Genomic DNA, 25,231 nt, shown 5'->3' with positions numbered 1-25,231 from the left:
CGTCAGTTACCTTTTATGGGTTTCTTTATTGGTTTTAACAGTGCGGCCAGGGATGCAGACGTCGCCGTTGGTGTTTTTACCTCGGGATGTTCTGAAGGTGCTGAGGTCGTAACTTGTTTGCCGGAGGCATCGTGTTTAATGACGTTCCCGGTATGCGTGTTTTTGCGATTGGAGGTAGGGGAACGAGAAACGAGCATTTTTCTTATCAGCCGGGAATCCTGAAGCTGGCGTCCCAGGTCATCCTCGGCAGCAAGTTTATTCAGATCGTTTTCAAGCCCTAAAATCTGCATAACTGATAAGTAAGCCCCGATCGTCACACCAGCCCCACCTGATTCGAGAGAACGCAGAGTCATTGGCGACATACCTGCTCGTTCCGCAACCTGTTTTGCTGTGAGTTTACGCCGCAGGCGCGCCAGCTTGAGCCGCTCACCGAATTCAGCAAGCAACTGGTTAGTATCAGGAAGTAATGGAGCGGTTTTTTTAGCCATAGTGGTAATATTTTATCTTTTAAAATTGTATATTGCCATAATATTAGCACTTTCATATCAATTCAGCCTTTGTTATTACTTGTAATCAGTACATGGAAGAAAGTGCTATTATTACTGCGATAATGGCGTTAAAAAGCTAAAATATTTACATTTTTTTCTGTTGCGATGGAGGGCGGGAGCAAGGGGGAAGCGAAAACGCAGGCAGGAAGACTGTTGGACTGGAGTTCTGATGCCACTGGCATCACCCTTTTACCTGGCGGTTGGTTGAGATTGACTGACATTGGATTGATACCAGTGGCATCAATCCCCATAACATTGTGCTGATTTATCAGAGGTAGTTTTTGTTCCGGGGTTTAGCTCAGATCCTGGGATACCCGATAAACTGTTTTCTGGTCGTTTTCTGATATCTCGGTTAAGAGATTTTCACGCACCAGGGTACGCAGGTCATTACGCGCAGTGTTATCCGATACGCCCAGCGCCTCAGCGACGCCTGCTGCGGAATATGTCTTACCAGGCTCTGCCAGAATGATATTGAGCAGTGTGACTTGCCGTCCGCTCAGCCGCGATAAGCTCCCTGATTTATACAAAAAATGATCAACTCGGGCCGCGCGGGCAACCAGATCGTCTACATGCTGTAAGAGTTTTACCATTGCCCGATGGATAATACTGGCCTGATATTCAAGGTAGTATGTCAGATCCATGCCATCGGTTTCAGTGTACTGGTAGCTGTGGGCGTATTTAGCCGGGGCGGCATGTAGTAGCTGGCTGATCGACACATATTTAAACACGTCATACCCTGATTTCAGCATGTGCCAGTAAAACAGCCCACGACTTGTACGCCCGTTACCGTCTCTGAAAGGGTGTTCGTGGGCGATCATGAAGTGAAGAATACAAGCCTTTACCAGTGGGTGAATGTAGTGTTCAGTGTCGTTTACGAAATCGCACACCATTTGCAGGCGTTCCGGCAGGTTGGCGGCGGCTGGGGGCTGGTGAACAGTGTTACCGTCATCGTCGGCAATCACCACATCATCGGTATCGCGGAATTCGCCGGGACGGTATTTTTCGTCGTTAATTCCACCCATGCCAACGGCATGGAAGCGACGGATTAAGTCCGGTGTTAATGGCTCCTGGATGAGTTCCGGTATTTCGGCCATCAACCGCGCATTACCCGCGATCATGTGTTCATCTTCGGTGCGGGGAGCCCTCCCGCTTTCCAGCATGTTCCGCGCCACAAGCATGGTTGTGTTAGCGCCTTCCAGTTGCGATGAGGTAATTGGTTCTTCCAGGCTTAGTACCGTTAACTCTTTACCTGCGCCCCTGAGCCTGGTGGTAAGTTCTTTAAGCGCCAGCCTTGTGGCGTGTTTATCTACCAGCTCACACACTGACATAATATTAGGCGTCAGGACAAAACCCGCCTGTTCGCCTGCTTCGTTGCGATAATTAATCCGTTGCATGGCTGAGTTACGCGCCCGGCGCGTAAGTGTCCAGGCAATCGAGACATTTTCTCCACGGGCTGTGCGGCGGCAAAATTCGTCAAACGGAAGATAGCGACCTTTATCGTCCGTCACGCGGCTGTAGTGCTGGTGGGCTTCGAGATCCGCCCCGGTGAGCTGGGAAAACGGAACAAGTGCCGGTGGTCTTTTGATTGGCATGTGGCTATCTCAAAATTTCATTGATTTGAGATAGTATAGACTGCTTTGTACAACTATCTCAATGTTTATTATTTTTGAGATAGATTGCTCTCAGATAAAACATGACGACTGGCATAACGTTCCAGCTCAGCGTTAGCTCCAGCGCAGAGTGACGGTGTGAGGGGTTGTAAGCAATGGAAAAGTGAGAACTTAGGTGGGAAGATTGTTTGATGGAAATTTTGATGCCACTGGCATCACCCTTTTACCTATCGGTTGGTCGATATCGATAGACGTATTAATGATGTAAATTGTCATAATGGAGGACTGATTTGTTCCATTAACAGGGCGTATATCAATACTAAGACCTTTTTATGGAACAACGTGGTGTTTATCGCTATAGCTTTACGGTGTTATTAGAAGCTATAGCTAAAACCTGCATTCCCGGTCCACGGCGATTCCATCCCATCACCTTTCTCGTAATTGATACTGGCGTAAATATGCATGTGCGGCGTGAGAGCGGCGCTGATGCCAGCCTGGTAGCTTCCTCTTGTTCCGGCGATATCGTTATTGAAATTATCGTCATTAACTCTGACCGGGTTGTTATGCACAAACTCCTGCTCCAGCGCGACTTTCAGCCACGGAACGAACTGTGTTCCATGACGAGTCGTCATATTTTGACGCAGCCGAAACCCGACTTGCCCCAGCGCAGATTTAGCCGTGCCGGGATGTGCCTGCATACCGTTCGATAGCCAGTAATTATCACTTTGTGAAATGAAGCCGGTGAAACCGATAAAGGGAGATAGGGTGGCCCCGGCGAATCTGGCGTCATACCCGGCAACCAGGCCGCCACCCAGACCGGGGATGGTGTAACTGCCGTCGGCATGGCCGCCGGAACTCATGCGGGCATTAAGGTGCTGGTTAAACAGATTGCCTTTCAGCATTCCGTCCAGCCAGAAACGACTTTGATCATAATAGCTGGCGTATAACGCGGCGCTGTAGCTGTCTACTGAGCCGTCGCTGTTGTTGGCGAGATCAAGATCGGAACGGCTGTAGCCGCCAGCAATGCCGAGTGTAAGCAGGCCAGTCTGGCGAGGAAGATTTCTGTCATAGCCCATCATCATCCCATCGAGCCGCTGGTGATAAGCTGCATTAACTGTGCGGTTAACGTCAAAGCGATTACTCAGCGCCTGCACCCATAGCTCTCCCTGATGCGGACGGGAGCGAGTAACATCCAGACGGGTTTGCAGCACACTGGCTTCGGCCTGAAAAATGGTGGGAGTTACGTTTGCCATCGCCAGTACGGCTTCAGTCGATGGCGTGGGGGTTGCCTGCGGCGTCAGCGACCAGTTGCCCTGACCGTCGGGAGTGAGGCCATATTCCCAGGTGCCGATATCTACCTGCTGGTTTGGGTTCAACAGCGTAAACTGCGCGTCTCCACCTCCGGTTTGTACGACCTGTAGCGACTGTGGATCTGCGGGGGATTCGCCAGTGTCGTTTATCCTGATCCCAAAATCGCCGTTAGCTTCCCCGGAGACGTTAATCATATCGCCCTGTTGTGCGGCGATATTGGTATTCATCCAGAAATTGCCGCTGCCAGAGAGCGTTTCCATATCCAGTGTGGCGAAGGAGGTTGGGTCAAACAGCACTGTACCGCCATCCATCTCCAGACCTGCAATCTGATAATGATGCGGACCAGCATCACTGCCGTTTTGCAGGGAAAGTACGCCATTCAGTGCTAAGGTTAGGCCGGAAGTTTTTGCGCCCTCGTTAAGTACCAGTTCGCCGCTGCTACCCACTGAACCTGTGCCTGTCAGCGTTGCCTGGCTGTTGACGTCCATCAACCCATAGAGCCAGAAGCTATCCAGCGCACCATCATTTATTTGAGCGCTGCCGCCCTGTGCTACGGTGAGCTGGTGGGAGATACCATAGCCGCCCAACGTGTATTGTCCACCGGACTGCACTGTGGTGTTTTCATCGAGTCCGCTCTGATTTTGCATCACGCCGTAAACCGAAGTGTCATAAGCGCTGCCGCCCGGTTCCAGAAACAGCTCACCGTGATCGGTAACAGTGATGTGATTGGTTTGCCCGCCATCGCCAACGTAGCTATAGGTGTAGGGGCCAGTGATGGTGGAGTCAGTCAGCGTGCCATAAACGTGCTGATTACCCTTTGAGCCATCAACAACATCGCCAGAAACGGTATTTCCGGCGTTAATTTGGGTGTGGTAATCCGCTCTGGCAGATAACGAGATAAACGGTAGCGTCAGTGTTATCAGGTAAGGCGCGATTTTCATTGGGATCTCCCTGTAGCGATTGTGCTGAAGTCTGGGGAAATCCAGAAAGGGCGAACAGGTTGTTTTGTACATGGGGCTGGGAAGTTTTGGCTGAATGCGTATTTTTACCGTTTATCTCTACACAAAGGACACGTAAAAGTGTCTTTTGTGTAGAGATAAACAAATTCCCTGATTTGTCGCTTTTAGCCTAATCATCTGGCGTTAGAATTAATTCACACCATTTTTTCAAGTTTTTCGCGCGAAAAACCTAAAATGGGGGGAGTTAAGAGGCTAGGTTTAATTATTTCCCTGTTGCAGTTCGGTGAATGGGTTGGGGGCATTAGCTGAAATCGTCTTTTTACAGCCTGTAGGGTGTATTATTTAAAAACAGCTTATAGGTTGTAGAATTATCTAAGAAGCGGTTCATATGTCTGCATTGGAACCATCGAAATAACGAATATCCCAGCATCAGGCTAACAACCAGCCTGCTTTTGTCTTGCGTTCATGCGGTTCCAATCATCGGTAATGAGTTGTCATATTTTCAGAGATTTCATTGGTTGATTATTAATCTGCCGGGGCGGGAAATCCCTCTAAAATGGAAGGATAAGGATTCCACATGTTTCGACTCTACCGGTCTCATGATTTAACACGGCAATTAGACCCTGAAGATTTTCAATACATTCTCACGCCAGCAGGTTCGCTGAAAGAGGCGTGTATACATTACGATCTGTCTTATGAAGCGAACGGTCACAGTCTCACTTTTGGCCTTCCCAAAGAAAAATACAGCATATCCCCACATCAACGACCATATGTGCGAAGGCATCGCAGCTACGCAGATCCCATTTATGATGAGGTAGAGCACGAGCTGCAAATTGGTTGGCTTGTTGGTGTGGATACCTCCAGGCGCTGGAGCAGCGACAGGAATCCATTTTACATCGACGACAACGGCGATCTGATTTTTACCCCTACAGCCTCATCGTGGCATGCATGGTATAAGGACGAAATCACGAGTGCTTACCGGCACGCAATTGCCGATCGGCAAGGCAGGAAGCCTGCCCCCACTCAACGTATACACCACGATTATTACGGGCCAACAACTGCACCATCGGGGAAAACGCTAAACAGTAAAGCTGTTGGCCGACTGCTGGCCGCTGGCGGTGTGTATAACGGTAATATTGAAGGGTTTCATGAAACCGCGCAACAGCTTGGTGGGGATGCTCAAGCGGGTTACGATCAAGTCATGAATAACAAAGGTCTAATCATTGCGGGTGCTTCCGTTGCGGCAGGATTGACAATGGGCAGGTTAAACCCTCTCAGTGAACTAGATGAAATATCGAGTCTGAGTAAAATACCAACTTTTGAAAGCCCATATATAAAAGGTTTCACATCTGAGAGCGGTACATTAGTGAACGCCGAACACGCCGTTATCGACCCGAAAAAACTCGCGGCTTATGCTTTAGATTCAACACATCCTACAGGGGGGCACAAAGCCCGGGTGTTTGAGTCAGCGCTGGGATACAACCCAACTAATGCAGATGTTTTAGCTGCAAGAATTCAGGAAGGCGTATTATCGGCCCCAGCAAAAGTGTTGCAGGCAAATAATTATGGTCAAACAATGGCTGTCGATATGCCCATTTTAGGCGTCAACGGTGAAACAGCGATTATGCGTACAGGCTGGATGTATGAAACAGACGCATTAGTTCCTCGCCTGACAACCATATTCGTTAAATGAGAAAATAAAATGAAAAGAGCCGACTTAGACGTTGTGGTTTTAGGCGAGGATTTGCCGGATGAAGGGCTGGCAAAAGGGACGGTAGGTACGATTGTTATGGTTTTTGATACCCCGACACTGGGCTATCTTGTTGAGTTTTGCGACGAGAAAGGAAGAACAATAGCAATGCCTGCTTTGCTACCCGCTCAGCTAAAAAGTTATTTCACTCCAGGCATCCTCAAAACACTGCTGGTTGACAATAATTACCCGGTAGCCAACCCAGTAGATCCAGATGTAATGGCCGACTTGATGCGCAAAGCAGCCCCTGCTGAGTGGGATGCTCAGAAGAGAAAGGTTTTTGAGGATATCCAGCGCCTGATGATTCACCGGCTGGACTACTCTGATATGTTTGAAATCATGGATGGGCTTGAGTACAACGGCTTGACTCTGTACAGCCTGGTGCAGGCGGAGAACGATGAGCCAGTATGGTCGAATATCTACATCCGCAACTTTGAAACACGCGACAACGATATCTATGTCGATCCGAACCTCTCTGACAAGGTACTGATTGGTGAAGATGGCATGTCCGTGTTTGCCTACAGTTTCAATGATGACTGTTTTGAGATCCGCGATAAAGCATCAACGGATTATGTCATTGAGTCACATACCAACTTCAGCGAATTGTTGTCCGCGCTGATTGATATGGTGAAGTTTTAGCTAAATGTGAGTTCACCGGAACGATACAATAGAATCACTTTATTACCTATTGATTGGTGAGTAATTGATAGGTATTTATGTGATGCCAGTGGCATCACTCTTTTACCTATTGGTTGATGGGAGATTGATAGGAGTTAATGACAATAAAGCTATTTTAAAGTGGTTTGAATATCTAACGGGTTTAAATTTTTTTCGTTTTTCGGTACTAAAGGTACCTGTATTGGCATTTTTTAAACTACGTAGCAGATAAGTTGTATCAGGGCGCGAAGCCAAAGGATGAGACTATAATTTAAATTGTGTATCTGCCTGTTTTTGATATGTTCACTTCAACAACGAAACAGGTAAATTATGGATGAAAAGAAACTCAAAGCGCTGGCGGCTGAACTGGCTAAGGGCATTAAAACTGAAGCTGATCTTAACCAGTTTTCTCGTATGCTGACGAAGCTAACCGTCGAAACAGCGTTAAATGCTGAGCTGACTGACCATCTCGGGCATGAGAAAAATGTCCCTAAATCCGGCTCGAACACCCGCAATGGCTACACATCAAAAACTCTGCTTTGCGATGACGGCGAGATCGAACTGAACACGCCGCGTGACCGTGAAAACACCTTCGAACCTCAGCTGATTAAGAAGCACCAGACGCGTATTACGCAGATGGACAGCCAGATTTTATCCCTGTACGCCAAAGGCATGACCACTCGAGAAATCGTCGCCACCTTCAAAGAGATGTACGATGCCGATGTGTCGCCCACGCTGATATCTAAGGTCACCGACGCCGTAAAAGAGCAGGTCACCGAGTGGCAAAACCGACAACTGGATGCGCTGTATCCCATTGTTTATATGGACTGTATTGTCGTGAAAGTTCGCCAGAATGGCAGTGTGATAAACAAAGCCGTCTTCCTGGCGCTGGGTATCAACACCGAAGGCCAGAAAGAATTGCTGGGTATGTGGCTGGCCGAAAATGAAGGCGCAAAGTTCTGGCTGAGTGTGCTGACGGAACTGAAAATCGAGGCCTTCAGGACATCCTGATAGCCTGCGTGGACGGACTGAAGGGCTTCCCGGATGCGATAAACAGCGTCTACCCGCAGACCCATATCCAGCTGTGTATCATCCATATGGTACGTAACAGCCTGAAATACGTGTCCTGGAAGGACTACAAAGCCGTCACCAGCGGACTGAAGGCGGTTTATCAGGCTCCGACCGAAGAGGCAGCGCTGATGGCGCTGGATGCGTTCGCGGGTGAGTGGGACGATAAGTATCCACAAATCAGCAAAAGCTGGCGTGCGCACTGGGAAAACCTGAATACGTTCTTCGGCTACCCGCCGGATATCCGCAAGGCCATCTACACCACGAACGCGATAGAATCGCTGAACAGCGTGATCCGGGCTGCGATTAAAAAACGTAAAGTGTTCCCGAGAGATGACTCGGTGCGGAAGGTTATTTATCTGGCGATCAAGGATGCGTCGAAAAAATGGAGTATGCCGATCCAGAACTGGCGTCTGGCGATAACGTGTTTAATGGCCGTCGTGCTCCCGTTGAGCCCGTTCGGCCGAATCTGTCCTGCTCCGGCACTGAAATCACAGGATTAATTATTTAATAAGCCATTATTAAGCCCGGCGATTTAAGCATCACGATACACTGTGACCACTTTGTTTAAACAGGTAATGCAGCGTTATGTTTTCTCGCTTCGCGCCCCGGTATCTTCTGCCGGGGCTGCTGTCGTTATGGGGGGGTTTTACACCCTGTCATGCCGCGGTAGTACATCATCCGGCGCACCCTCCGCATTTAAGCTATGCCGCAACGCTGCGGATGCAAAATCGTCGGCGGTTGTTCGGCATGTATCATGCGCAGATGCAGAAAAAAGCGCACTCTATTGTGGAAGGAAACGCACAGAGCAAGAAGGCGCTGCGTAAGCGTAACCGGCAGCTTATTGAACAGCATCCGGAGTGGTTCCCCGGGCCGCTGAAGGCCAGCGACAACCGCTGGCTGGCGCTGGCGGAGAACCGCCATTTTCTTAGCAGCGACCACCTGCATAACATCACCGAAGTCGCCATCCACCGCCTGGAGCAGCAGTTGGGCAAACCCTATTTGTGGGGAGGCACCACGCCTGAAAAGGGCTTCGACTGTAGCGGGCTGGTGTTCTTCGCCTATAACAAAATCCTGACCGCCAAATTACCCCGCACCGCCAACGAAATGTTCCACTATCGCAAGGCGACCATTGTCGCTAACCGCGATCTGCGCCGGGGCGATCTGCTGTTTTTCCACGTTCACAGCCGGGAAATCGCCGATCATATGGGTGTTTATCTGGGGAATGGCCAGTTTATTGAATCACCGCGAAGCGGAGAAACGATACGGGTAAGCGAACTCGCCGATCCGTTCTGGCAGGCGCACTATCTGGGCGCCCGCCGGATTTTAACGCAAGAGACTATCATCTAATAGGCGAACAACAGCAGCATCGAGATAAAAATAAACAGCAATGCGCCTGCCATTAAGAAATCCATCAGCTCGATTAACGGAACTTTTACCGTCACAGTATCCTGCCGTTTGCTCTTCTCCTGACGGCGTACAAATTCCTTAAACGTCAGCGGTTTAGGATGTGCAGAATGCTGGCTGGCGGCGGCAATGTCCCGATTTTTCGTCTCCTTTTCAATCCCCATATTACATCCCTTTAAGCCATTGTTTTTCACCCGGGATCCTTGCCCCGAACACTGATATAAGGCGGCGGCTCTGAGGTAAACTTAAGCCGCCGCATGTCGTAGCGTTAGCTTAATGTCCCCATGATTTTCAGCTCGAGATCATCTGCGACTTCGTTATAAGAAAGAACGTGCAGCCCCGGGGCGAACAGGCGAGCATAGCGCGCGAGCAGCGGACGTAGCTGCGGCGCCACCAGCAGCACTGGCTCCTTGCCCGCCGCTTTCATCTGTTCTTTTATCTGCGGCATATTGCTCTGGAACTGGTTGAGCATATTGGGATCGACCGGCACGCTGTCCAGCATCACTTTTCCGGTCTGCTGCGCCTGGTTCACCACGTTCGACAGCAAATTCTCCAGCTCGTTATCAAGGGTATAAACCGCCAGCTCGCCTTTGCGCACATACGGATGGGTAATGCTACGGCGCAAGGCCAGACGCACGTCTGCGGCGAGCAGAATGTGATCTTTCGTGACCGCACTGCTCGCCACCAGCACGGTGGCGATGGTCACAATATCGCGGAGCGAAACCCCCTCGGTCAGTAGCGTCCGGTAAACTTTCAAAAGCTGGCTGTAGTTGAGCGCGGTGCTGAGGTCTTCCGCCAGCCGTGGCGCCATCGAAGAGAGGCGGTTGTGCAACTGCGTAATGTCATCGTAGTTAAAAAGGTCCGGAATGTAGCGCTGCACCACTTTGTTGACGTGGGTAGCAATGACGCTGGCGCAGTCGATCACCTGGTAGCCCATATTCAGCGCTTTCGCCTTCTGCGCGGGCTGGATCCAGGTCACCGGCATGCCATAGGCCGGATCGTTGCCTAATACCCCGTCTATCTCACCGTAAGTTTCACTTGAGGGCAGCGCCATCAGTTTATCGGCGGGAATATCCGCCTCGTCAGCCTTAATGCCGTTAATGAAAATCGCATACTGGCTGGGCTTCAGGCGGAAGTTCTCCCGAATGCGGATCTCCGGCAGCAGTACCCCGTTGGTGTCGGAAATCACCTGTCTCACGCCGCGAATACGCTGGGTAAGCGGGTTGCCTTTGGCTTTATCCACCAGTGAAACCAGCTTATAGCCCAGGCTCAGGCTTATCGGTTCGATGAGTGGGATCGTCTCCCAGTTGACCTGCTGGACGCTGGTCTCGGTAATGGTTTTGCTCAGCGTTTCAAGGTTTTTCTCCTCCGCTCCGGCCGCCTCCGGGCGCTTGCTCATCCGCCACGCGGTAAAGCCCAGCAGACCGGTGAACATGAGGAACGGAAAGTGAGGCATTCCCGGCACTACCGCCAGCACAAACATGATGGCCGTTGCGGTATAGAGCACTGAAGGGCTGGCCAACAGCTGGCTGCGAACGTCCGAGGCAATATCGCCGTTATCACTGACGCGGGTAACGATAATCGCGGCGGCGGTAGAGAGCAGCAGGGACGGGATCTGCGCCACCAGACCATCGCCGATAGTCATCAGCACGTACTGCTGGAACGCGGCGTCGGCGCTCAAATCGTATTTGAAGATCCCGATGCACACGCCGCCGATCAGGTTGATCGCCAGAATCATCATCCCGGCAATGGCGTCCCCGCGCACAAACTTCGACGCGTCGTCCATGGCGCCATAAAAGTCGGCTTCGCTGGCGACATCTTTACGCCGTGTCTGCGCCTGCTGTTGGTTGATCAACCCGGCGTTAAGGTCGGCGTCGATCGCCATCTGCTTGCCGGGCATCGCATCAAGGGTAAAGCGGGCTGAGACCTCGGAAATACGCTCTGCGCCTTTGGTGACAACGATGAAGTTGATGATCATCAGGATGATAAACACCACGAAACCGACAACAAAGTTACCGCCGATCACCACCTGGCCGAAGGACTCGATCACTTTACCGGCTGCACCCGCGCCCAAATGGCCGTGCAGGAGCACCACGCGCGTGGAGGCCACGTTCAGCGTCAGGCGCATCAGGGTGGTGATCAGCAGGATGGTCGGGAACAGGCTGAACTCAAGAGGTCGCTTCGCGGACACGGCGACCAGCAGCACCATTACCGCCAGCACAATATTAAAGGTGAACAGAATGTCCAGCAGCGCCGGCGGCAGCGGCAGGATCACCATTGCCAGAATAGAGAGTATGACCAGCGGCACGCCGATATTGCCGTTACGCAGTAGCGTCAAAAATTGCTTAATTGTTTTCGGCATCCAGTTTAAGAACCTCTTTTGGAATGGACATATGTCTGTTCAGTGACGGACGGGGCTGCACGCCCTCACGCCAGTGTTTCATCTGCAATACGTAAGTCAGCACATGGGCGATCGCCCGATAAAGCTGAAACGGGATCTGCTGATTGATTTGCGTGGTGTAGTAGACGGAGCGGGTCAGCTTCGGAAATTCCACCACTTCAACCTTGTGCTCGGCCGCCACCTTACGAATGTACAGGGCGATTTCATCAGTGCCTTTCGCAACCACAAACGGCGCGACGGCGCGGGACTGGTCATAGCGCAGCGCCACCGCATAGTGGGTAGGGTTGGTTATCACCACGTCGGCTTTCGGTACGACCTTGCGGATCTGCCCCATTGCCATCTGTCGCTGCAGGCGACGCACGCGCGCCTTGACCTCAGGTTTCCCTTCCTGATTTTTGTACTCCTCCTTCACCTCCTGTTTGGTCATCTTCAGCCCTTTGGTGAACATCGTTTTCGCCAGCGGCACGTCGATGACGGCAAAGAAGATGAACAGGATGACGAAGTTACGCATCACGCTGCTATAGAGCGCCAGGCCGTCGCTGACCGCCTGCTTAAACCACAGCGTCTGCAGCCCGAGAAATGCGCCAATGTTATTGCGCACGCTCAGCCACAGCATCACCAGCACAATCACGGCCTTGACGGCCATCTTGCCGGTCTCCAGCAGATGTTCCGCCGAGAACAATCGTCCAATACCCTTCAGCGGACTTATCTTGCTGAAGTCGGGCAAGATTTTCGTCGGCAGGAACAGCCAGCCGCCGGGAATTAACGATGACACCAGCCCGGCGGCGGGGATCGGCAGCAGGGTGAGGATAAATTTGGCCAAAATCAGCAGGTGGTGGCGCAGGAACTGCCCGATGATGCCCGGATCGTTAATGGCCTGCGCGTACTGGTGGACGCTGATAAAACTTTCGCGCACGAAATCCTCATACCAGGGAAAGCTGCTGGAGATAACCATAAAGGCGGCAAACAGCGTGGCGGCCAGTCCCATGTCCTTTGAACGTGGGATCTGCCCCTCTTCTCTGGCTTTGCGCCGCTTTTGCGCCGAGGGTTTTTCTGTTTTTTCTTCGCTGCTGCTATCCGCCATAGTGTCCCTTCAGCGCGTCGAGCTGCCGTAAGATGAAGTTCGCCAGGTGCAGGTAATGGCCGGGCAGGCTGTAAAGCAGGGTGGCGAAGCAGACAAGCCCGGCCAGCATGTTGATCGGAAAGCCCAGCGAATAGAGGTTCAGCGGCGGCGCGATGCGGTTAAGCAGGCCGAAGCAGCCCTGAACAATCAGCATGATGAAGGTGGTGGGGAGCGCCAGCAGCATCGCCGAACCCAGCACCCAGCTAAAAGCCAGCGCAATGGTGCGCAGGCTCTGGGGATGCAGAGCGTTGCCGATGGGCCAGTAGGTAAAGCTCTTATACAGCACGCTCACCAGCAGCAGATGGCCGTCCATCGCGAAAAAGAGGATCACCGCGTAGATGTTAATCAGCTCGGCCAGTACCGTGGTGGAGGCTCCGCTGCCCGGATCGTTCATCACCGCCATGCTCATCCCCATGTTGAAGGAGAGGATCTGGCCGGCAAGCTGTAACGCCAGAAACAGAAACTGGAACATCAGGCCGAACAACATGCCCCAGAGGATCTGCTCCGCCGTCAGGATCAGGCTGTTTAGCGACAGCAGGCTGTCGGGGACGGGATGCGGGATCATCGGGGTGATCACAATGGCCAGCGCCAGCGATAAAATAACGCGCATGCGCATCGTCAGCGCGGCATTATCAAAGACCGGCACGTAGCGAATAAACGCCATAATGCGCACAAAGGGGAACCACAGTCCCAGCACCAGGCTGGCAAGCTGGGTGATATCGGTTACGCGCATCTCAGTGCACCAGCATCGCAGCCTGGGTGAACAGATGAATACAGAGATCGTCCAGTTGAACAATCATCCATTTTCCGCATACGCCCAGTACCGCCAGCGTGACAATCAGGCGCGGCAGAAAGCTCAGCGTCTGTTCGTTGATTTGGGTCACCGCCTGGAAAATACTTACCAGCAGGCCGACCAGCAGGCTCGGCACGACCAACAGGCACACCAGCACAATCACGACTTTAATCCCGCTGGCGACGATATCTGCAGCAACATCGATAGTTAACATTAGCCCAGCCCCAGCCCGCGGATGCTGGCGGTGAGCGTACCCACGGTCAGCGACCAGCCGTCGATGAGCACGAACAGCATCAGCTTAAAGGGCAGGGAGACGATCAGCGGCGACAGCATCATCATCCCCATTGCCATCAGCACGCTGGCGACAATCAGGTCAATCACCAGGAACGGGATATAGATCATAAAGCCAATCTGAAAGGCGGTTTTTAGCTCGCTGAGTACGTAGGCGGGCACGACGATTGACAGATCCTGGTCGGTGGCTTCGCCTTTAGCGTTGGCGATGGTCATGATTTGCGCCATCGCCTTTTTGTTGGTCTGCGCCAGCATAAAGCGTTTTAACGGCGTGGCGGCGGTGCTCAGCGCCTCAGAAAGACTCATGGTGTCGTTTTCAAACGGCACGACGGCGTGGTCGTAAATGTTGATCCAGATCGGGCGCATAACCAGCATGGTTAACGACAACGCGATGCCAATCAGGATGCGGTTCGGCGGCGTCTGCTGCAGGCCCAGCGCCTGGCGTAACAGAGAAAGCACGATAATGAACCGGGTAAAGCAGGTCATCATCAGCACCAGCGTCGGCAACAGTCCGACGAGGGTCATCAGGATCAAGACCTGAATTTTGACGCTGTATTCCTGATTCGCGCCGTGGGTGACCACGTTCAGCAACGGAATATCGCCGCCCTGCGCGCAGGCGAAGGGCGAGATGACGAGCAGGGAGAGACCCAGCGCGAGCGTGAGTTTTACCGCGAGTTTCATGGCGTCAGGTCGTTGAAGTCGTGAGCGTTAAATTCCAGCACCCGCAGGCCGTACTTTTCATTGACCACCACCACTTCGGCTTTGCCCAGCAGGATATTATTAACCTTGATATCCAGCGGCTCGCCGGCGAGCTTATCCAGCTCAATCACCGTGTCGTCGTTGATGTTCAGCAGGTCGGCGAGCATCACTTCCACCGACGAGACCTCCAGCGTCAGCGTGACCGGAATGCGCCTTAGCAGGGTCATGGAATCGGAAAAACGATCCTCTGAGCGAGACTCCCGCGTTTCGGCAACGGACTGGGCGGGCGCGTCAGCGGCATCGGTATTGAGTTCGAAACCTTGTTCAAAAATATCTTCTTGCTTACTCATAGGATTTCTCAGATGTCTTGCTCGTAAGCTCGGATAAAAACAGTTTGTCTTTATCCTCTACGATCAGGGCGGAAAATAATTCGGATTTCCCGATAAATACCGGGAAACTGTCGGGAAGCGTAAACGGCAAAATATCGCCTGGCGTAATGGTGGTAATATCGGCCACGCTTAATGACAGCACGGCGATTTTCACCTGCATTTTTAGCGGTAGCGTATTAACGATCTCTTTTATGAGCGTTTTTTTCTCAATGTCGACGCTTGCCTTATCCGCAGACGGCTTCCCCTGAGGATGTTCGCTGCGGCGGATCAGGTTGAGAATGTAATCCGTGTGGGCGTCATCGAGTAAAATGCGAAAGCTGCAATCGTCATTATCGCCCAGCACAAAAGTAAGCTGATACGCCCAGTGCGTTTGTACGGTACTGCTGTCAAGCTTTAGCGTCAGCGGGATCCCGGACGTATTGTTATTGAAAATAAGATTACTCACCTCCAGCGCCAGCCGGCTTTTCAGCCGCGTTTCTGTTTTGGTCGGTAGATCATCGTGCACGTTTATTTCCGCCAACGCCGTTTCCAGACCGTAAAAATTACTTAACAGCGTGAGCAACAGAGAACGGTCAATATCAAATGCCAGATGCCCCACCTGGGATACCATCAGGTCCGCACTTTTATTTACCACATCCATCTCACAGTTAATTTTTTTTAGCGTAATGTTCGTGCGATGTTTTTTGAGAAAATAGTTTCCGAGATGTGATTCAATTGTGTCAAAATTACCCGTAAACATCGTCGGCAGACGATGGTAGGGACGCCCAAGTCTGTTACCTTCCAGTTTGAAGATGCCGGGTGTTTGACTGTACTTCAGCATGATACGCTTTCTCTGCTTTGATGTTTTTGAGCGGTTGTACTAATAAATATCCCCGCGGTAAGCAAAAATAATGGATTTAGATTTAAGAAACTGCTCATCCCTGTCGCTATTGCTCTGGTAAGTTGTTATCCGATTACGGTTACGTGCCTGAACTCATCTTTGAACCAGGAGCGATATTTAATAATCCACTCTCGCATTCTGCAAGTTATTAATGTTTTTAGAATCTAATTAAAAAATAATTAACTATTCAGAGGCGGTTTTTTGTGTGCGCCAGATCGCGTTTTACGCCTGGTGGGCTTTCCCCTTTTTGTTATAAATTATCATATAACTTGCTGTTTTTGCATGAATAATGTTTTTATAAAGGTTTAATTCAGGATTGTTAATCGTACTAATGGTACTGTTTTACAGGAAAACCTTATTTGAGTTTCACCGTCAACACGCTGGGTTAAGCATTGTGTCCAGACATATGTTGCCTCTTTCCCGTAACGGATGTTAATTCTGCCACCGCTAAGTGTAAATAATCATGTTAGAACTTATTGCTGAAGCATCTTCCAGTATTAATGCCTTTTCGCTGGCGAAGCGCGTTGCCGCTTTTAATGTTCCTGTGCTTATTCAGGGCGAAACCGGAACGGGTAAAGAGTGTGTTGCAAAGTTTATTCACACCACCGCCTTTGGCCACAGCGAGAATGCGCCCTATATCGGGGTGAACTGCGCCGCCATTCCGGAAAATATGCTCGAAGCCATCCTGTTCGGTTACGAGAAAGGGGCCTTTACCGGCGCGGTGACCGCCGTACCAGGAAAAATGGAACTTGCCAATAACGGCACGTTATTACTGGATGAAATTGGCGATATGCCGCTGGTGTTGCAGGCGAAAATATTACGCGTCTTGCAGGAGCAGCAGGTTGAACGGCTGGGCAGCAATCGGCAGATTAAGCTCAATTTCCGCTTAATTGCCTGTACCAATAAAAACCTGGAGCAGGAAGTGGCCGCCGGGCGTTTTCGTGAAGATCTCTATTATCGTCTGTCCGTGGTGCCGGTCAATATTCCCCCTCTGCGCGAGCGCTCACAGGATATTATTCCGCTGGCTGAGTCATTTATTAAAAAATATTCCCCGGTGCTGGTGAAGAATATTCGGCTGGCGGAATCTACCTGCCGCGCGTTGCTGAACTATTGCTGGCCGGGCAACGTCCGTCAGCTCGAAAATGCGATCCAGCGTGGAATGATCCTCAGCCGTGATGGGGTGATTTATCCCGACACCTTAGGGCTACCTTCAGTTAACAGCGACGATGGCGTGGAGAAACAATGGTCATCGCCGCCGCGTTTGGTTGTCAGCAACTGCGACAATCTGGGCCAGCACGGCCGCAGCGCGCAGTATGAGTACATTGCCGATCTGATGCGCAAATACCACGGCAATAAAAGTAAGATCGCTGATTTATTAGGCATTACCCCGCGTGCGCTACGTTATCGTCTGGCGTCCATGCGAAAACAGGGCATAGAAATTCTCTCCTGAGCCGCCCCGAAACCCACTTCATTTTAAGAGTCGATCATGAGCATAACCAACATACACCCAGCCGGTACGATGCAGGCGCAGATGCTGCGGGAAATGCAGCAGATGCAGTCCGTCGCCGAGGCGCCTGTTTTCCCAGCGTGGACGGGGGCAACCGACAACGCTTCGTCGGTTTCATTTGACCGCATCATGCAAGGGGCGCTGAGCCACGTCGACCAGTTCCAGCAGGTGGCGGAACAGAAGCAGACGGCGGTGGATATGGGGAAAAGCGACGATCTGGCGGGCGCAATGATCGCCAGCCAACAGGCCGGCCTGTCGTTCTCGGCGCTGGTTCAGGTGCGTAACAAAATCGCCACCGGATTTAACGATCTGATGAGCATGTCTATCTAACGCCATGAATGAACTGATTAAGAAATTAACGCACGCCCTGCCGGCATTCTCTCTGCGGCTGGATGGCAACAAGCGTTGGATGCTGCTGGCAGGCGCCGCAGTTGCGGCGACGGCCATTATTGTCAGCCTGCTGTGGAACAGCAATCAGGGCTACGTTTCGCTGTATGGACGCCAGGAAAATCTGCCCGTTTCGCAGATCGTCACCGTGCTGGACGGCGAAAAGCTGGCGTACCGCATCGATCCGCAAAGCGGGCAGATCCTGGTCCCGGAGGAGACATTATCGAAAACGCGCATGACCCTTGCGGCTAAGGGCGTACAGGCCATTCTGCCCAACGGCTATGAGCTGATGGATAAAGACGAAGTGCTGGGCAGTAGCCAGTTCGTGCAGAACATTCGCTACAAGCGCAGCCTCGAAGGGGAGATGGCGCAAACCATCATGGCGCTGGATGCGGTGGAAAGCGCGCGCGTTCACCTTGCTCTGAATGAAGACAGCGCCTTCGTGGTCAGCGATCAGCCGCAGAATAGCGCCTCGGTAGTGGTGCATCTGCATTACGGCGCGAAGCTGGATATGGACCAGGTGAACGCCATTGTGCATCTGGTCTCCGGCAGTATTCCGGGGCTGAAGCCCTCACGGGTGAGCGTGGTCGACCAGGCTGGAAACCTGCTGACGGACGGCATTGGCTCCGGCGAAGCGGTCTCCGCCACGACCCGCAAGCACGACCAAATCCTCAAAGATGTGCAGGATAAAACCCGCGCCAGCATCGCCAACGTGCTGGATCCGCTGGTAGGAACGGGCAACTACCGGGTGAGCGTGATGCCGGATCTTGATCTGAGCAACATTGACGAGACTCAGGAGCACTACGGCGACGAGCCGAAGGTCAACCGCGAAGAGACCATCCAGGACAGCGACACCAACCAGATTGCGATGGGCATTCCCGGCGCCTTAAGCAACCGTCCGCCGATTGCGCCCAACCAGACTACCGGCAATGCCGCCACGACGGCGGCAAACGACGGCCAGCCGCAGGCGCTGTCGCAGCACAATGAAAACAAGCGCGACTACGCCTGGGACCGCAGCGTTCAGCATATCCAGCATCCCGGCTTTGCGGTGAAACGGTTGAACGTGGCGGTGGTGCTTAACCAGGGCGCGCCAGCGCTGAAAAACTGGAAGACGGAGCAGACCAGCCAGCTCACCGGGCTGCTGAATAATGCCGCCGGTATTGACGAGAAGCGTGGAGATAACCTGTCGCTATCCTTGCTCAACTTTGTGGCGCAGAAGGTTCCTGTCGAGCCGGTTATCCCGCTGTGGAAGGATGAGAGCGTGCTGGCGTGGGTACGGATGATTGGCTGCGGCGTGCTGGCATTACTGCTGTTGTTGTTTGTGGTACGTCCGCTGATGAAGCGGCTGACCGCCCTTCGCCAGCTCGCGCCGACGCCTGTTCTGGAGCCGGTTGCGACCATCGCATCTACGGTCACCGCGACGGATGACGAGCGCAAAAGCAGTGAACTGCCCTCTTTCCCGGGCGATGAAAGCCTGCCTTCCCAAAGTTCTGGCCTCGAAGTGAAGCTCGAGTTCCTGAAAAAACTGGCGATGAGCGATACCGATCGCGTGGCGGACGTTCTCAGACAATGGATTACCAGCAATGAGCGAATTGACAACAAGTAACGGCAGTACCAACAGCTATCTCGAACAAGCCGCCATTTTGCTGCTGTGCCTGGGCGAAGAAGCGGCGGCCACGGTGATGCAAAAGCTCAGCCGTGAAGAGGTGGTACGCCTGAGTGAAAATATGGCGCGCCTGTCCGGGGTGAAAACCAGCATGGCGCGCAAAGTCATCAACAACTTTTTTGATGAGTTCCGCGAGCAGAGCGGCATCAACGGCGCCTCGCGATCGATGCTGCAGGCGATCCTCAACAAGGCGCTGGGCACGGAAATCGCCAGCAGTGTTATCAACGGCATTTACGGGGATGAGATCCGTTCGCGTATGGCGCGCCTGCAGTGGGTTGAACCACGTCAGTTGGCGATCCTGATCGAAGAAGAGCATCTGCAACTGCAGGCGGTATTTCTGGCGTTTCTGACGCCGGAGATCTCCGCTACCGTGCTCTCTTACATGAGCGAAGCAGCGCAGAACGAGATCCTCTACCGGGTCGCGAAACTGAGCGACGTAAACCGTGACGTGGTGGATGAACTGGATCGCCTGATTGAGCGCGGATTGTCGGTACTCTCCGAGCACGGTTCGAAAGTGAAAGGGATCAAGCAGGCGGCAGATATCGTCAACCGCTTCCAGGGCAACCAGCAGGTGATCCTCGATCAGCTACGCGAGCGCGATGAAGAGGTTCTTGAGCAACTGCAGGATGAGATGTACGACTTCTTTATCCTCAGCCGTCAGAGCGAGGAGGTGCGCCGACGTCTGCTGGAAGAGGTGCCGATGGAGGACTGGGCCGTGGCGCTGAAAGGCACCGAAGCCCTGCTTCGTCGCTCTATTTTCGCCGTGATGCCCAAGCGTCAGGTACAACAGCTTGAGTCCATCACCGCCCGGCTGGGGCCGGTTCCGGTCAGCCGTATTGAGCAGATCCGCCGGGAGATCATGGCCATCGCCCGCGAGCTGGAAGAGGCCGGTGACATCCAGCTTCAGCTCTTTGCCGAACAGACTGCGGAGTAAATCATGGCACTTGAAACGATGCGCGGCCGCTACCGTTTACACCGCTTCCCGCCGCGTCAGCGGGCGCTGCAAAGCGAACCGCTGTCAGCCGGTATCTCCCCGGCAGACTATCAGCGACAGCTCATGGACGGCTTCCAGGAAGGGCTGCAAAAAGGCTTTGGGCAGGGGATGAGCGAAGGCCATGAGCAGGGTTTTCAGGAAGGGCGGCAAAAAGGTTTTGATGAGGGACGTCGCGAGGGCTACACCGAAGGCAGCCTGGCCGGTCAGCAGGAGGGACGCAAGCAGTTCGCGCTCGCCGCCGGGCCGCTGGAGACAATTTCCGCCAGGGTTAATGACTATCTGGCGCACGTCCAGCGCAAACAGCGCGAAGAGTTGCTGCAACTGGTTGAGAAGGTCACCCGCCAGGTGATTCGCTGCGAACTGGCATTACAGCCAACGCAGCTACTCTCGCTGGTGGAAGAGGCGCTCTCGGCTCTACCCGCCACCCCGGCCTCGTTGCAGGTGCTGCTTAGCCTTGAGGAGTTCAACCGCCTCAAACATGCGGCGCCGGAAAAGGTCAATGAATGGGGGCTGACCCCCTCGCCTGATCTGCAGGCCGGCGAGTGCCGGGTCATTACCGAGACATCGGAACTGGACATCGGCTGTGAGCACCGTCTTGAGCAGTGCATGAGCGCCCTGAATGAGACGCTGGCGCCGGAGCCTCAGGGTGAGTGACGTTTCTCCCTTAGATAACGCGCTGCGCTCGCTGGAGACGATCCCGCTGGCCCGGGTGGCCGGGCGGCTGGTGCGCGTTAACGGCATTCTGCTTGAGAGCATCGGCTGCCCGCTGGTGACCGGCCAGCTGTGCCGGATTGAGAGCGCCGATCGCACCTTGATCGACGCCCAGGCGGTGGGCTTCAACCGCGAAATCACCTACCTGATGCCCTTCAAACACCCTGTCGGTTTGATGGCGGGCGCACGCGTATTCCCGGAAGAGAAAGCCCAGGAGGTTCTGGTCAGCGACAGCTGGCTGGGGCGCGTGGTGAATGGCCTTGGCGAGCCGCTGGACGGGAAGGGGCGCCTGACGGGAAGCGACGTTCTGCCCCCCCTGGCGCCATCCATTAACCCGCTTACCCGCCAGGCTGTGCAGCAGCCGCTGGACGTGGGGGTGAAGGCCATTAATGGGTTGCTCACCATTGGCAAAGGGCAGCGCGTGGGGTTGATGGCCGGTAGCGGCGTGGGTAAAAGCGTGCTGCTGGGGATGATAACCCGCCAGACCAAAGCCGACATTGTCATCGTTGGCCTGATCGGCGAGCGCGGCCGCGAAGTGAAAGAGTTTATCGACCATTCGCTGGGGGCGGAGGGGCTGGCAAAGTCGATTATCGTGGCGGCACCGGCGGATGAATCGCCGTTGATGCGGCTTAAAGCCGCCGAGTTATGCCACTCCCTTGCCGCCTGGTTTCGCGATCGCGGTCATCACGTTTTGCTCCTGATGGACTCCCTGACCCGCTACGCGATGGCGCAACGCGAAATTGCGCTTTCGCTGGGTGAACCGCCTGCCACCAAAGGCTATCCACCGTCAGCGTTCGGCATGATCCCGCGGCTGGTGGAGAGCGCGGGCAACAGTGAAAGCAACGGCTCTATGACCGCTATTTACACGGTGCTGGCGGAAGGGGACGATCAGCAAGATCCCATCGTCGACTGCGCGCGCGCGGTGCTTGACGGCCATATCGTACTGACCCGCAAGCTGGCGGAGGCGGGGCACTACCCGGCAATTGATATCGGCCAGTCGATCAGCCGCTGTATGACCCAGGTGACCAGCCGCGAACATCAGCAGGCCGCCCGGTTGTTAAAGCAAAATTACGCCACCTGGATGGAGATCAAGCCGTTGATCCCGCTCGGCGGCTATGTCGCAGGTGCTGATGCGGGGGTCGATAAGGCGGTCAAACTTCATCCGGCGATTGAACGTTTCCTGCGTCAGGAGGTGAACGAACCCGCCTCCCTGGAGTTGGTGCTCAACCGTCTGCACACCCTGTTCCCGGTAGCCAAAAAAACGGAAGGTAAGTAACGATGCGGCAGATCATTGATACCCTGGCGCAGCTTCAGCGCCTGCGTGACAAAACGGTAAAAGACATGACCGCGCAGCTGGCGAAACAGCAGCAGGTGTGCGTCGGGTACGAAAATAACATTAAAGCGCTGGGCTATCTGGTCCAGAAAACTTCTTCCGGAGGCGGGGCGCCCTGCGTTGAGTCGCTAAAAAACGTGACCGGCTATAAGGGCACGTTGCGCAAGGTGATCGCCTGGCAGGAGCAGGAGCAGACGCTGGCGAAAATCAAAGAGGAGCGTATTCAGAAGAACCTCGCCACCGCCGCCTGTCAGGAAAAGGTGGTCGCCATGACGCTGGATGAAAGGCGTAACGAACTGCAGTATGACGCCAGCACGCGGGAGCAAAAGTCGGTGGATGAGATAGCCGTCCAGTGCTGGCTACGTAACAGAGGGCAGGATCGGCGATGAAAACCATTATTACCTTCGGGACGTTTGACGTTTTCCATATTGGGCATTTACGGATTCTGGAGCGGGCCAGGTTACTCGGAGAACAACTGGTGGTCGGCGTCTCCTCTGATTCCCTTAACATCAAGAAAAAAGGGCGGGCGCCGATCTACTCCCAGGACGATCGCATGGGAATTGTCTCAGGATTAAAATGTGTCGACGCCGTTTTTCTTGAAGAGTCGCTGGAGAAAAAAGCGCAGTATATTCGCCGTTTTAGCGCCGACATACTGGTGATGGGCGACGACTGGGCGGGCAAATTTGATGGTTTTGCTTCGCTTTGCGAGGTTATCTATTTTCCAAGAACGCCTTCAATATCCACCACCTCGATTATCGAGGTGGCGAAGCGCTATAAATAACAGGGTTCAGCGATGATGCTCATTCGCGACACTTGTATGCGAGATGGTAAAGTTCAGAGATATGTTTGACTCTCATGCCGAATGTCTTAAATAAAATATCCAGCGATTTCTCAGAGTAAAGAGTGACATGCCCATTTCGTGGGGCGATATACCAAAAGTTCATCAGCTCATTTTGGTGTAAATCATTTGTCAGCGTCGAGAAAAAATATTTGCCGCGGTGTTCATCTAACAATGCGCCGATCGTCGCCACGGTATTGACGGGATCTGTCGTATGTTCCATGACCTCAAACGAGGTGATAAACTCGAAGGTATCATCTGGCATGGGGGAAGCGTGGTTAAAAGGATCCCAGCCCGTGATGTCCGCCCCCGCCTTCTTAAGTAAATTCACCAGTTGCCCGTCGCCGCAGCCAAAATCAAGCGCATGTATCTTTTTTATATCCTTAAATGCTGAGCATAATAATTTGAAGTTGTGCTCGGCTCTGCCTGATACAAAATTGGGATCGTATTTGACATATTCATCATTATAAATATGGGTTAAAAAATCGTCGTTTGACCATCCATCAAAAGCGTGAGTGTAGATCAAGCCACAGTGCGGGCATCTGTAATAATAGATAGCATGCCCGCTCAGGGGATAATTATATCTGTGGACGTTGCTGCCATAACACGAGGTGTTAAAGTCGGTAACGCCATAGAGTAAAGAGGAGGTGAGACAAATTTTGCATTTCGGTGTTTCTGTTGTGAATAAATTCATGATTTTCCCGTTCATTTAGTTTGCTTCGGCTAGCTTTTTCTTTTTATCCATCCAGGTTGAGAGCTGCTCATGCATGGCGCGATACTGTTCATTGAGCAGTAATGCCATTTCAGAGGAGAAGAAGTGTTTAATATGCGGATGGGCTCCACCGGTGCGTTGCCGGTTGGCTTTTTCGAGGTCGATAAAGGGTTTTCCCGATTTATCATGCTTAATCAAAGGTAATATATCCAGTTGATTGGCTGGATCCACTTTCCATAAAAATAGCCGGGATTTATCATCCACCTTCAGTAGATGAAGGTCTGCAGATGTAATGGCATAGCCTTTTTTTAATGGGCTACCCTTATCCTGACTTTTCTGTTTCGCAAACAGATTACGGCTATAACAAACCTGGCGTTGAGGGGTTAAGGCAAAAAAGCGATCGACAGCCTGTGATGAGGGAAGATTTAATAATGCCAGCGCGGTATTGCGCAGATCGACCATGCTCACCATATGGTTCAAATCGGTGGATTTCATTCCCGGACAGAAGATAAATGCCGGGGTATGCACCAGCGACGTATAGGGTTCAATGCCATGTGCATATCCACCGTTAAAGCCATGGCCCCAGAAATCATCACCATGATCGCCAAACCCGATGATTATTGTATCTTGCAGTTTTTGCGCCTCGATGAGCATTTTGATGGTCTGGCCGACCATCAAATCCATGCTTTGATAACCTCGTTGCCATCTTTCCAGGCTATTGCCACCCGCGCTTTTAATCTCATCGTAATAGCAGAGATGGCTGCTTAAATTCCATAAATAGAGCGCAAAGGGTTGTTCCTGGGTGATAATGCCGGCCATGTCTGCGAACATCTCTTTGGATGTCTCGTACCAGTTAAAAGTCTCTTTTTCACTCCACAGGGCGTCTACATTCGCCCAGTTCCTGGGGTATCCCATTCCCGCAGTGGTATAGCCGTGTTGTTTTAAAGAATCAAACAGAGACGGGCATGGCCGACGCACCGTGATGTCGGTTTCAAGCTGCGTATTATGTTCCAAAGTATCGTCGTCGCCATGGAGCAGATCGCTGAAGGCCATAAGGGACGATGTGGCGCTGGACACAAAATTATTCAGCCTGATTGATTGCGAATACAGTTTGTTCAGAAAGGGAAACCATTGACGATGGCTGAAGATGGTATGATTTAAGCTCTCAAGATGCAGAAATATAATATTCTTTTTCAT

The 25,231-nt window shown here is 52.7% G+C and carries 24 protein-coding genes and 1 pseudogene; 12 read left to right on the top strand and 13 right to left on the bottom strand.

Annotation, left to right across the window (positions count from 1 at the left end; genetic code table 11):
- Nucleotides 1–2 precede the first annotated feature (2 nt).
- The 3 genes from NL510_RS20625 to NL510_RS20615 form a co-directional block, all read right to left on the bottom strand.
- Nucleotides 3–488, bottom strand: coding sequence for a helix-turn-helix domain-containing protein (locus NL510_RS20625; protein ID WP_253379916.1), 486 nt, complete (start codon nucleotides 486–488; stop codon nucleotides 3–5).
- A 353-nt stretch (nucleotides 489–841) separates the two neighbouring features.
- Nucleotides 842–2,140 carry a Fic family protein gene (locus NL510_RS20620; RefSeq protein ID WP_253379914.1) on the bottom strand — a complete coding sequence of 433 codons (1,299 nt, stop codon included), beginning with the start codon at nucleotides 2,138–2,140 and terminating at the stop codon, nucleotides 842–844.
- Between the two features lie 392 nt (nucleotides 2,141–2,532).
- Complete coding sequence (locus tag NL510_RS20615; protein WP_253379911.1) at nucleotides 2,533–4,410, bottom strand: autotransporter outer membrane beta-barrel domain-containing protein; 1,878 nt, start codon at nucleotides 4,408–4,410, stop codon at nucleotides 2,533–2,535.
- Nucleotides 4,411–5,005: 595 nt separating this feature from the next.
- On the opposite strand from NL510_RS20615, the gene NL510_RS20610 reads away from it, so the two are divergent.
- From NL510_RS20610 to NL510_RS20595, 4 genes and pseudogenes are all read left to right on the top strand, one after another.
- Entirely contained in the window at nucleotides 5,006–6,121 is a 1,116-nt protein-coding gene (locus tag NL510_RS20610) for a DUF8093 domain-containing protein (RefSeq protein ID WP_253379909.1), read from the top strand.
- Nucleotides 6,122–6,130: 9 nt separating this feature from the next.
- Nucleotides 6,131–6,817: a YrhA family protein gene (locus NL510_RS20605; RefSeq protein WP_253379907.1), complete on the top strand. Its 687-nt coding sequence runs from the start codon at nucleotides 6,131–6,133 to the stop codon at nucleotides 6,815–6,817.
- Between the two features lie 348 nt (nucleotides 6,818–7,165).
- Nucleotides 7,166–8,406: pseudogene (locus NL510_RS20600) on the top strand (IS256 family transposase).
- A gap of 85 nt (nucleotides 8,407–8,491) precedes the next feature.
- A complete protein-coding gene (locus NL510_RS20595) occupies nucleotides 8,492–9,253 on the top strand; it encodes a C40 family peptidase (protein ID WP_253379905.1) in 762 nt (253 codons plus the stop codon).
- Here NL510_RS20595 and NL510_RS20590 read toward each other — a convergent pair.
- From NL510_RS20590 to NL510_RS20555, 8 genes are all read right to left on the bottom strand, one after another.
- Nucleotides 9,250–9,504: a hypothetical protein gene (locus NL510_RS20590; RefSeq protein ID WP_253379903.1), complete on the bottom strand. Its 255-nt coding sequence runs from the start codon at nucleotides 9,502–9,504 to the stop codon at nucleotides 9,250–9,252. The genes NL510_RS20595 and NL510_RS20590 overlap by 4 nt on opposite strands.
- A gap of 74 nt (nucleotides 9,505–9,578) precedes the next feature.
- Nucleotides 9,579–11,672 carry a flagellar biosynthesis protein FlhA gene (locus tag NL510_RS20585; RefSeq protein WP_253379901.1) on the bottom strand — a complete coding sequence of 698 codons (2,094 nt, stop codon included), beginning with the start codon at nucleotides 11,670–11,672 and terminating at the stop codon, nucleotides 9,579–9,581.
- Nucleotides 11,656–12,795 (bottom strand): flagellar type III secretion system protein FlhB, encoded by a 1,140-nt coding sequence (gene flhB / locus NL510_RS20580; protein WP_253379899.1) that lies wholly within the window; start codon nucleotides 12,793–12,795, stop codon nucleotides 11,656–11,658. The genes NL510_RS20585 and flhB overlap by 17 nt, the downstream gene beginning before the upstream one ends.
- On the bottom strand, nucleotides 12,785–13,567 hold the full coding sequence (gene fliR, locus NL510_RS20575; protein ID WP_253379897.1) for a flagellar biosynthetic protein FliR: 783 nt from the start codon (nucleotides 13,565–13,567) through the stop codon (nucleotides 12,785–12,787). The genes flhB and fliR overlap by 11 nt, the downstream gene beginning before the upstream one ends.
- Nucleotide 13,568: 1 nt before the next feature.
- Entirely contained in the window at nucleotides 13,569–13,841 is a 273-nt protein-coding gene (locus NL510_RS20570) for a flagellar biosynthetic protein FliQ (RefSeq protein ID WP_253379895.1), read from the bottom strand.
- A complete protein-coding gene (fliP, locus tag NL510_RS20565) occupies nucleotides 13,841–14,599 on the bottom strand; it encodes a flagellar type III secretion system pore protein FliP (protein WP_253379893.1) in 759 nt (252 codons plus the stop codon). The genes NL510_RS20570 and fliP overlap by 1 nt, the downstream gene beginning before the upstream one ends.
- Complete coding sequence (locus NL510_RS20560; RefSeq protein WP_253379891.1) at nucleotides 14,596–14,967, bottom strand: FliM/FliN family flagellar motor switch protein; 372 nt, start codon at nucleotides 14,965–14,967, stop codon at nucleotides 14,596–14,598. Before NL510_RS20560 ends, fliP begins: the two co-directional genes overlap by 4 nt.
- On the bottom strand, nucleotides 14,960–15,826 hold the full coding sequence (locus NL510_RS20555) for a FliM/FliN family flagellar motor switch protein (protein ID WP_253379889.1): 867 nt from the start codon (nucleotides 15,824–15,826) through the stop codon (nucleotides 14,960–14,962). Before NL510_RS20555 ends, NL510_RS20560 begins: the two co-directional genes overlap by 8 nt.
- 523 nt (nucleotides 15,827–16,349) lie before the next feature.
- On the opposite strand from NL510_RS20555, the gene NL510_RS20550 reads away from it, so the two are divergent.
- From NL510_RS20550 to NL510_RS20515, 8 genes are read left to right on the top strand one after another with little or no spacing between them, the layout of a single operon-like run.
- Nucleotides 16,350–17,336: a sigma-54 interaction domain-containing protein gene (locus NL510_RS20550; RefSeq protein WP_253379887.1), complete on the top strand. Its 987-nt coding sequence runs from the start codon at nucleotides 16,350–16,352 to the stop codon at nucleotides 17,334–17,336.
- 36 nt (nucleotides 17,337–17,372) lie between these two features.
- On the top strand, nucleotides 17,373–17,723 hold the full coding sequence (gene fliE, locus NL510_RS20545; RefSeq protein ID WP_253379885.1) for a flagellar hook-basal body complex protein FliE: 351 nt from the start codon (nucleotides 17,373–17,375) through the stop codon (nucleotides 17,721–17,723).
- Nucleotides 17,724–17,727: 4 nt separating this feature from the next.
- Nucleotides 17,728–19,386, top strand: a complete 1,659-nt coding sequence (gene fliF / locus NL510_RS20540) for a flagellar basal-body MS-ring/collar protein FliF (protein ID WP_253379883.1) — start codon at nucleotides 17,728–17,730, stop codon at nucleotides 19,384–19,386.
- Nucleotides 19,364–20,380 carry a flagellar motor switch protein FliG gene (locus tag NL510_RS20535; RefSeq protein ID WP_253379881.1) on the top strand — a complete coding sequence of 339 codons (1,017 nt, stop codon included), beginning with the start codon at nucleotides 19,364–19,366 and terminating at the stop codon, nucleotides 20,378–20,380. The genes fliF and NL510_RS20535 overlap by 23 nt, the downstream gene beginning before the upstream one ends.
- Before the next feature lie 3 nt (nucleotides 20,381–20,383).
- A complete protein-coding gene (fliH, locus tag NL510_RS20530; RefSeq protein WP_253379879.1) occupies nucleotides 20,384–21,094 on the top strand; it encodes a flagellar assembly protein FliH in 711 nt (236 codons plus the stop codon).
- Nucleotides 21,087–22,427, top strand: a complete 1,341-nt coding sequence (fliI, locus tag NL510_RS20525) for a flagellar protein export ATPase FliI (RefSeq protein WP_253379877.1) — start codon at nucleotides 21,087–21,089, stop codon at nucleotides 22,425–22,427. Before fliH ends, fliI begins: the two co-directional genes overlap by 8 nt.
- 2 nt (nucleotides 22,428–22,429) lie before the next feature.
- Nucleotides 22,430–22,873, top strand: coding sequence for a flagellar export protein FliJ (fliJ, locus tag NL510_RS20520; RefSeq protein WP_253379875.1), 444 nt, complete (start codon nucleotides 22,430–22,432; stop codon nucleotides 22,871–22,873).
- A complete protein-coding gene (locus NL510_RS20515) occupies nucleotides 22,870–23,265 on the top strand; it encodes an FAD synthase family protein (RefSeq protein WP_253379873.1) in 396 nt (131 codons plus the stop codon). The genes fliJ and NL510_RS20515 overlap by 4 nt, the downstream gene beginning before the upstream one ends.
- Before the next feature lie 19 nt (nucleotides 23,266–23,284).
- Here NL510_RS20515 and NL510_RS20510 read toward each other — a convergent pair whose 3' ends face one another.
- Both NL510_RS20510 and NL510_RS20505 read right to left on the bottom strand, forming a co-directional pair.
- Entirely contained in the window at nucleotides 23,285–24,031 is a 747-nt protein-coding gene (locus NL510_RS20510) for a class I SAM-dependent methyltransferase (RefSeq protein WP_253379871.1), read from the bottom strand.
- On the bottom strand, nucleotides 24,032–25,231 hold the full coding sequence (locus NL510_RS20505; RefSeq protein WP_253379869.1) for a sulfatase-like hydrolase/transferase: 1,200 nt from the start codon (nucleotides 25,229–25,231) through the stop codon (nucleotides 24,032–24,034).

Source organism: unidentified bacterial endosymbiont (assembly GCF_918797525.1).
In the GTDB taxonomy this organism is placed as follows: domain Bacteria; phylum Pseudomonadota; class Gammaproteobacteria; order Enterobacterales; family Enterobacteriaceae; genus Enterobacter.
Note: the sequence above shows the minus strand (reverse complement) of the source record. Positions and strands in the feature narration are given on the sequence as shown.

Excerpts from the sequence above, each read along its gene's own strand:
- NL510_RS20625 (WP_253379916.1), bottom strand. The coding sequence starts at position 488 with ATGGCTAAAAAAACCGCTCCATTACTTCCTGATACTAACCAGTTGCTT.
- NL510_RS20620 (WP_253379914.1), bottom strand. The coding sequence starts at position 2,140 with ATGCCAATCAAAAGACCACCGGCACTTGTTCCGTTTTCCCAGCTCACC.
- NL510_RS20615 (WP_253379911.1), bottom strand. The coding sequence starts at position 4,410 with ATGAAAATCGCGCCTTACCTGATAACACTGACGCTACCGTTTATCTCG.
- NL510_RS20610 (WP_253379909.1), top strand. The coding sequence starts at position 5,006 with ATGTTTCGACTCTACCGGTCTCATGATTTAACACGGCAATTAGACCCT.
- NL510_RS20605 (WP_253379907.1), top strand. The coding sequence starts at position 6,131 with ATGAAAAGAGCCGACTTAGACGTTGTGGTTTTAGGCGAGGATTTGCCG.
- NL510_RS20595 (WP_253379905.1), top strand. The coding sequence starts at position 8,492 with ATGTTTTCTCGCTTCGCGCCCCGGTATCTTCTGCCGGGGCTGCTGTCG.
- NL510_RS20585 (WP_253379901.1), bottom strand. The coding sequence starts at position 11,672 with ATGCCGAAAACAATTAAGCAATTTTTGACGCTACTGCGTAACGGCAAT.
- flhB (WP_253379899.1), bottom strand. The coding sequence starts at position 12,795 with ATGGCGGATAGCAGCAGCGAAGAAAAAACAGAAAAACCCTCGGCGCAA.
- fliR (WP_253379897.1), bottom strand. The coding sequence starts at position 13,567 with ATGCGCGTAACCGATATCACCCAGCTTGCCAGCCTGGTGCTGGGACTG.
- NL510_RS20570 (WP_253379895.1), bottom strand. The coding sequence starts at position 13,841 with ATGTTAACTATCGATGTTGCTGCAGATATCGTCGCCAGCGGGATTAAA.
- fliP (WP_253379893.1), bottom strand. The coding sequence starts at position 14,599 with ATGAAACTCGCGGTAAAACTCACGCTCGCGCTGGGTCTCTCCCTGCTC.
- NL510_RS20560 (WP_253379891.1), bottom strand. The coding sequence starts at position 14,967 with ATGAGTAAGCAAGAAGATATTTTTGAACAAGGTTTCGAACTCAATACC.
- NL510_RS20555 (WP_253379889.1), bottom strand. The coding sequence starts at position 15,826 with ATGCTGAAGTACAGTCAAACACCCGGCATCTTCAAACTGGAAGGTAAC.
- NL510_RS20550 (WP_253379887.1), top strand. The coding sequence starts at position 16,350 with ATGTTAGAACTTATTGCTGAAGCATCTTCCAGTATTAATGCCTTTTCG.
- fliE (WP_253379885.1), top strand. The coding sequence starts at position 17,373 with ATGAGCATAACCAACATACACCCAGCCGGTACGATGCAGGCGCAGATG.
- fliF (WP_253379883.1), top strand. The coding sequence starts at position 17,728 with ATGAATGAACTGATTAAGAAATTAACGCACGCCCTGCCGGCATTCTCT.
- NL510_RS20535 (WP_253379881.1), top strand. The coding sequence starts at position 19,364 with ATGAGCGAATTGACAACAAGTAACGGCAGTACCAACAGCTATCTCGAA.
- fliH (WP_253379879.1), top strand. The coding sequence starts at position 20,384 with ATGGCACTTGAAACGATGCGCGGCCGCTACCGTTTACACCGCTTCCCG.
- fliJ (WP_253379875.1), top strand. The coding sequence starts at position 22,430 with ATGCGGCAGATCATTGATACCCTGGCGCAGCTTCAGCGCCTGCGTGAC.
- NL510_RS20515 (WP_253379873.1), top strand. The coding sequence starts at position 22,870 with ATGAAAACCATTATTACCTTCGGGACGTTTGACGTTTTCCATATTGGG.
- NL510_RS20510 (WP_253379871.1), bottom strand. The coding sequence starts at position 24,031 with ATGAACGGGAAAATCATGAATTTATTCACAACAGAAACACCGAAATGC.
- NL510_RS20505 (WP_253379869.1), bottom strand. The coding sequence starts at position 25,231 with ATGAAAAAGAATATTATATTTCTGCATCTTGAGAGCTTAAATCATACC.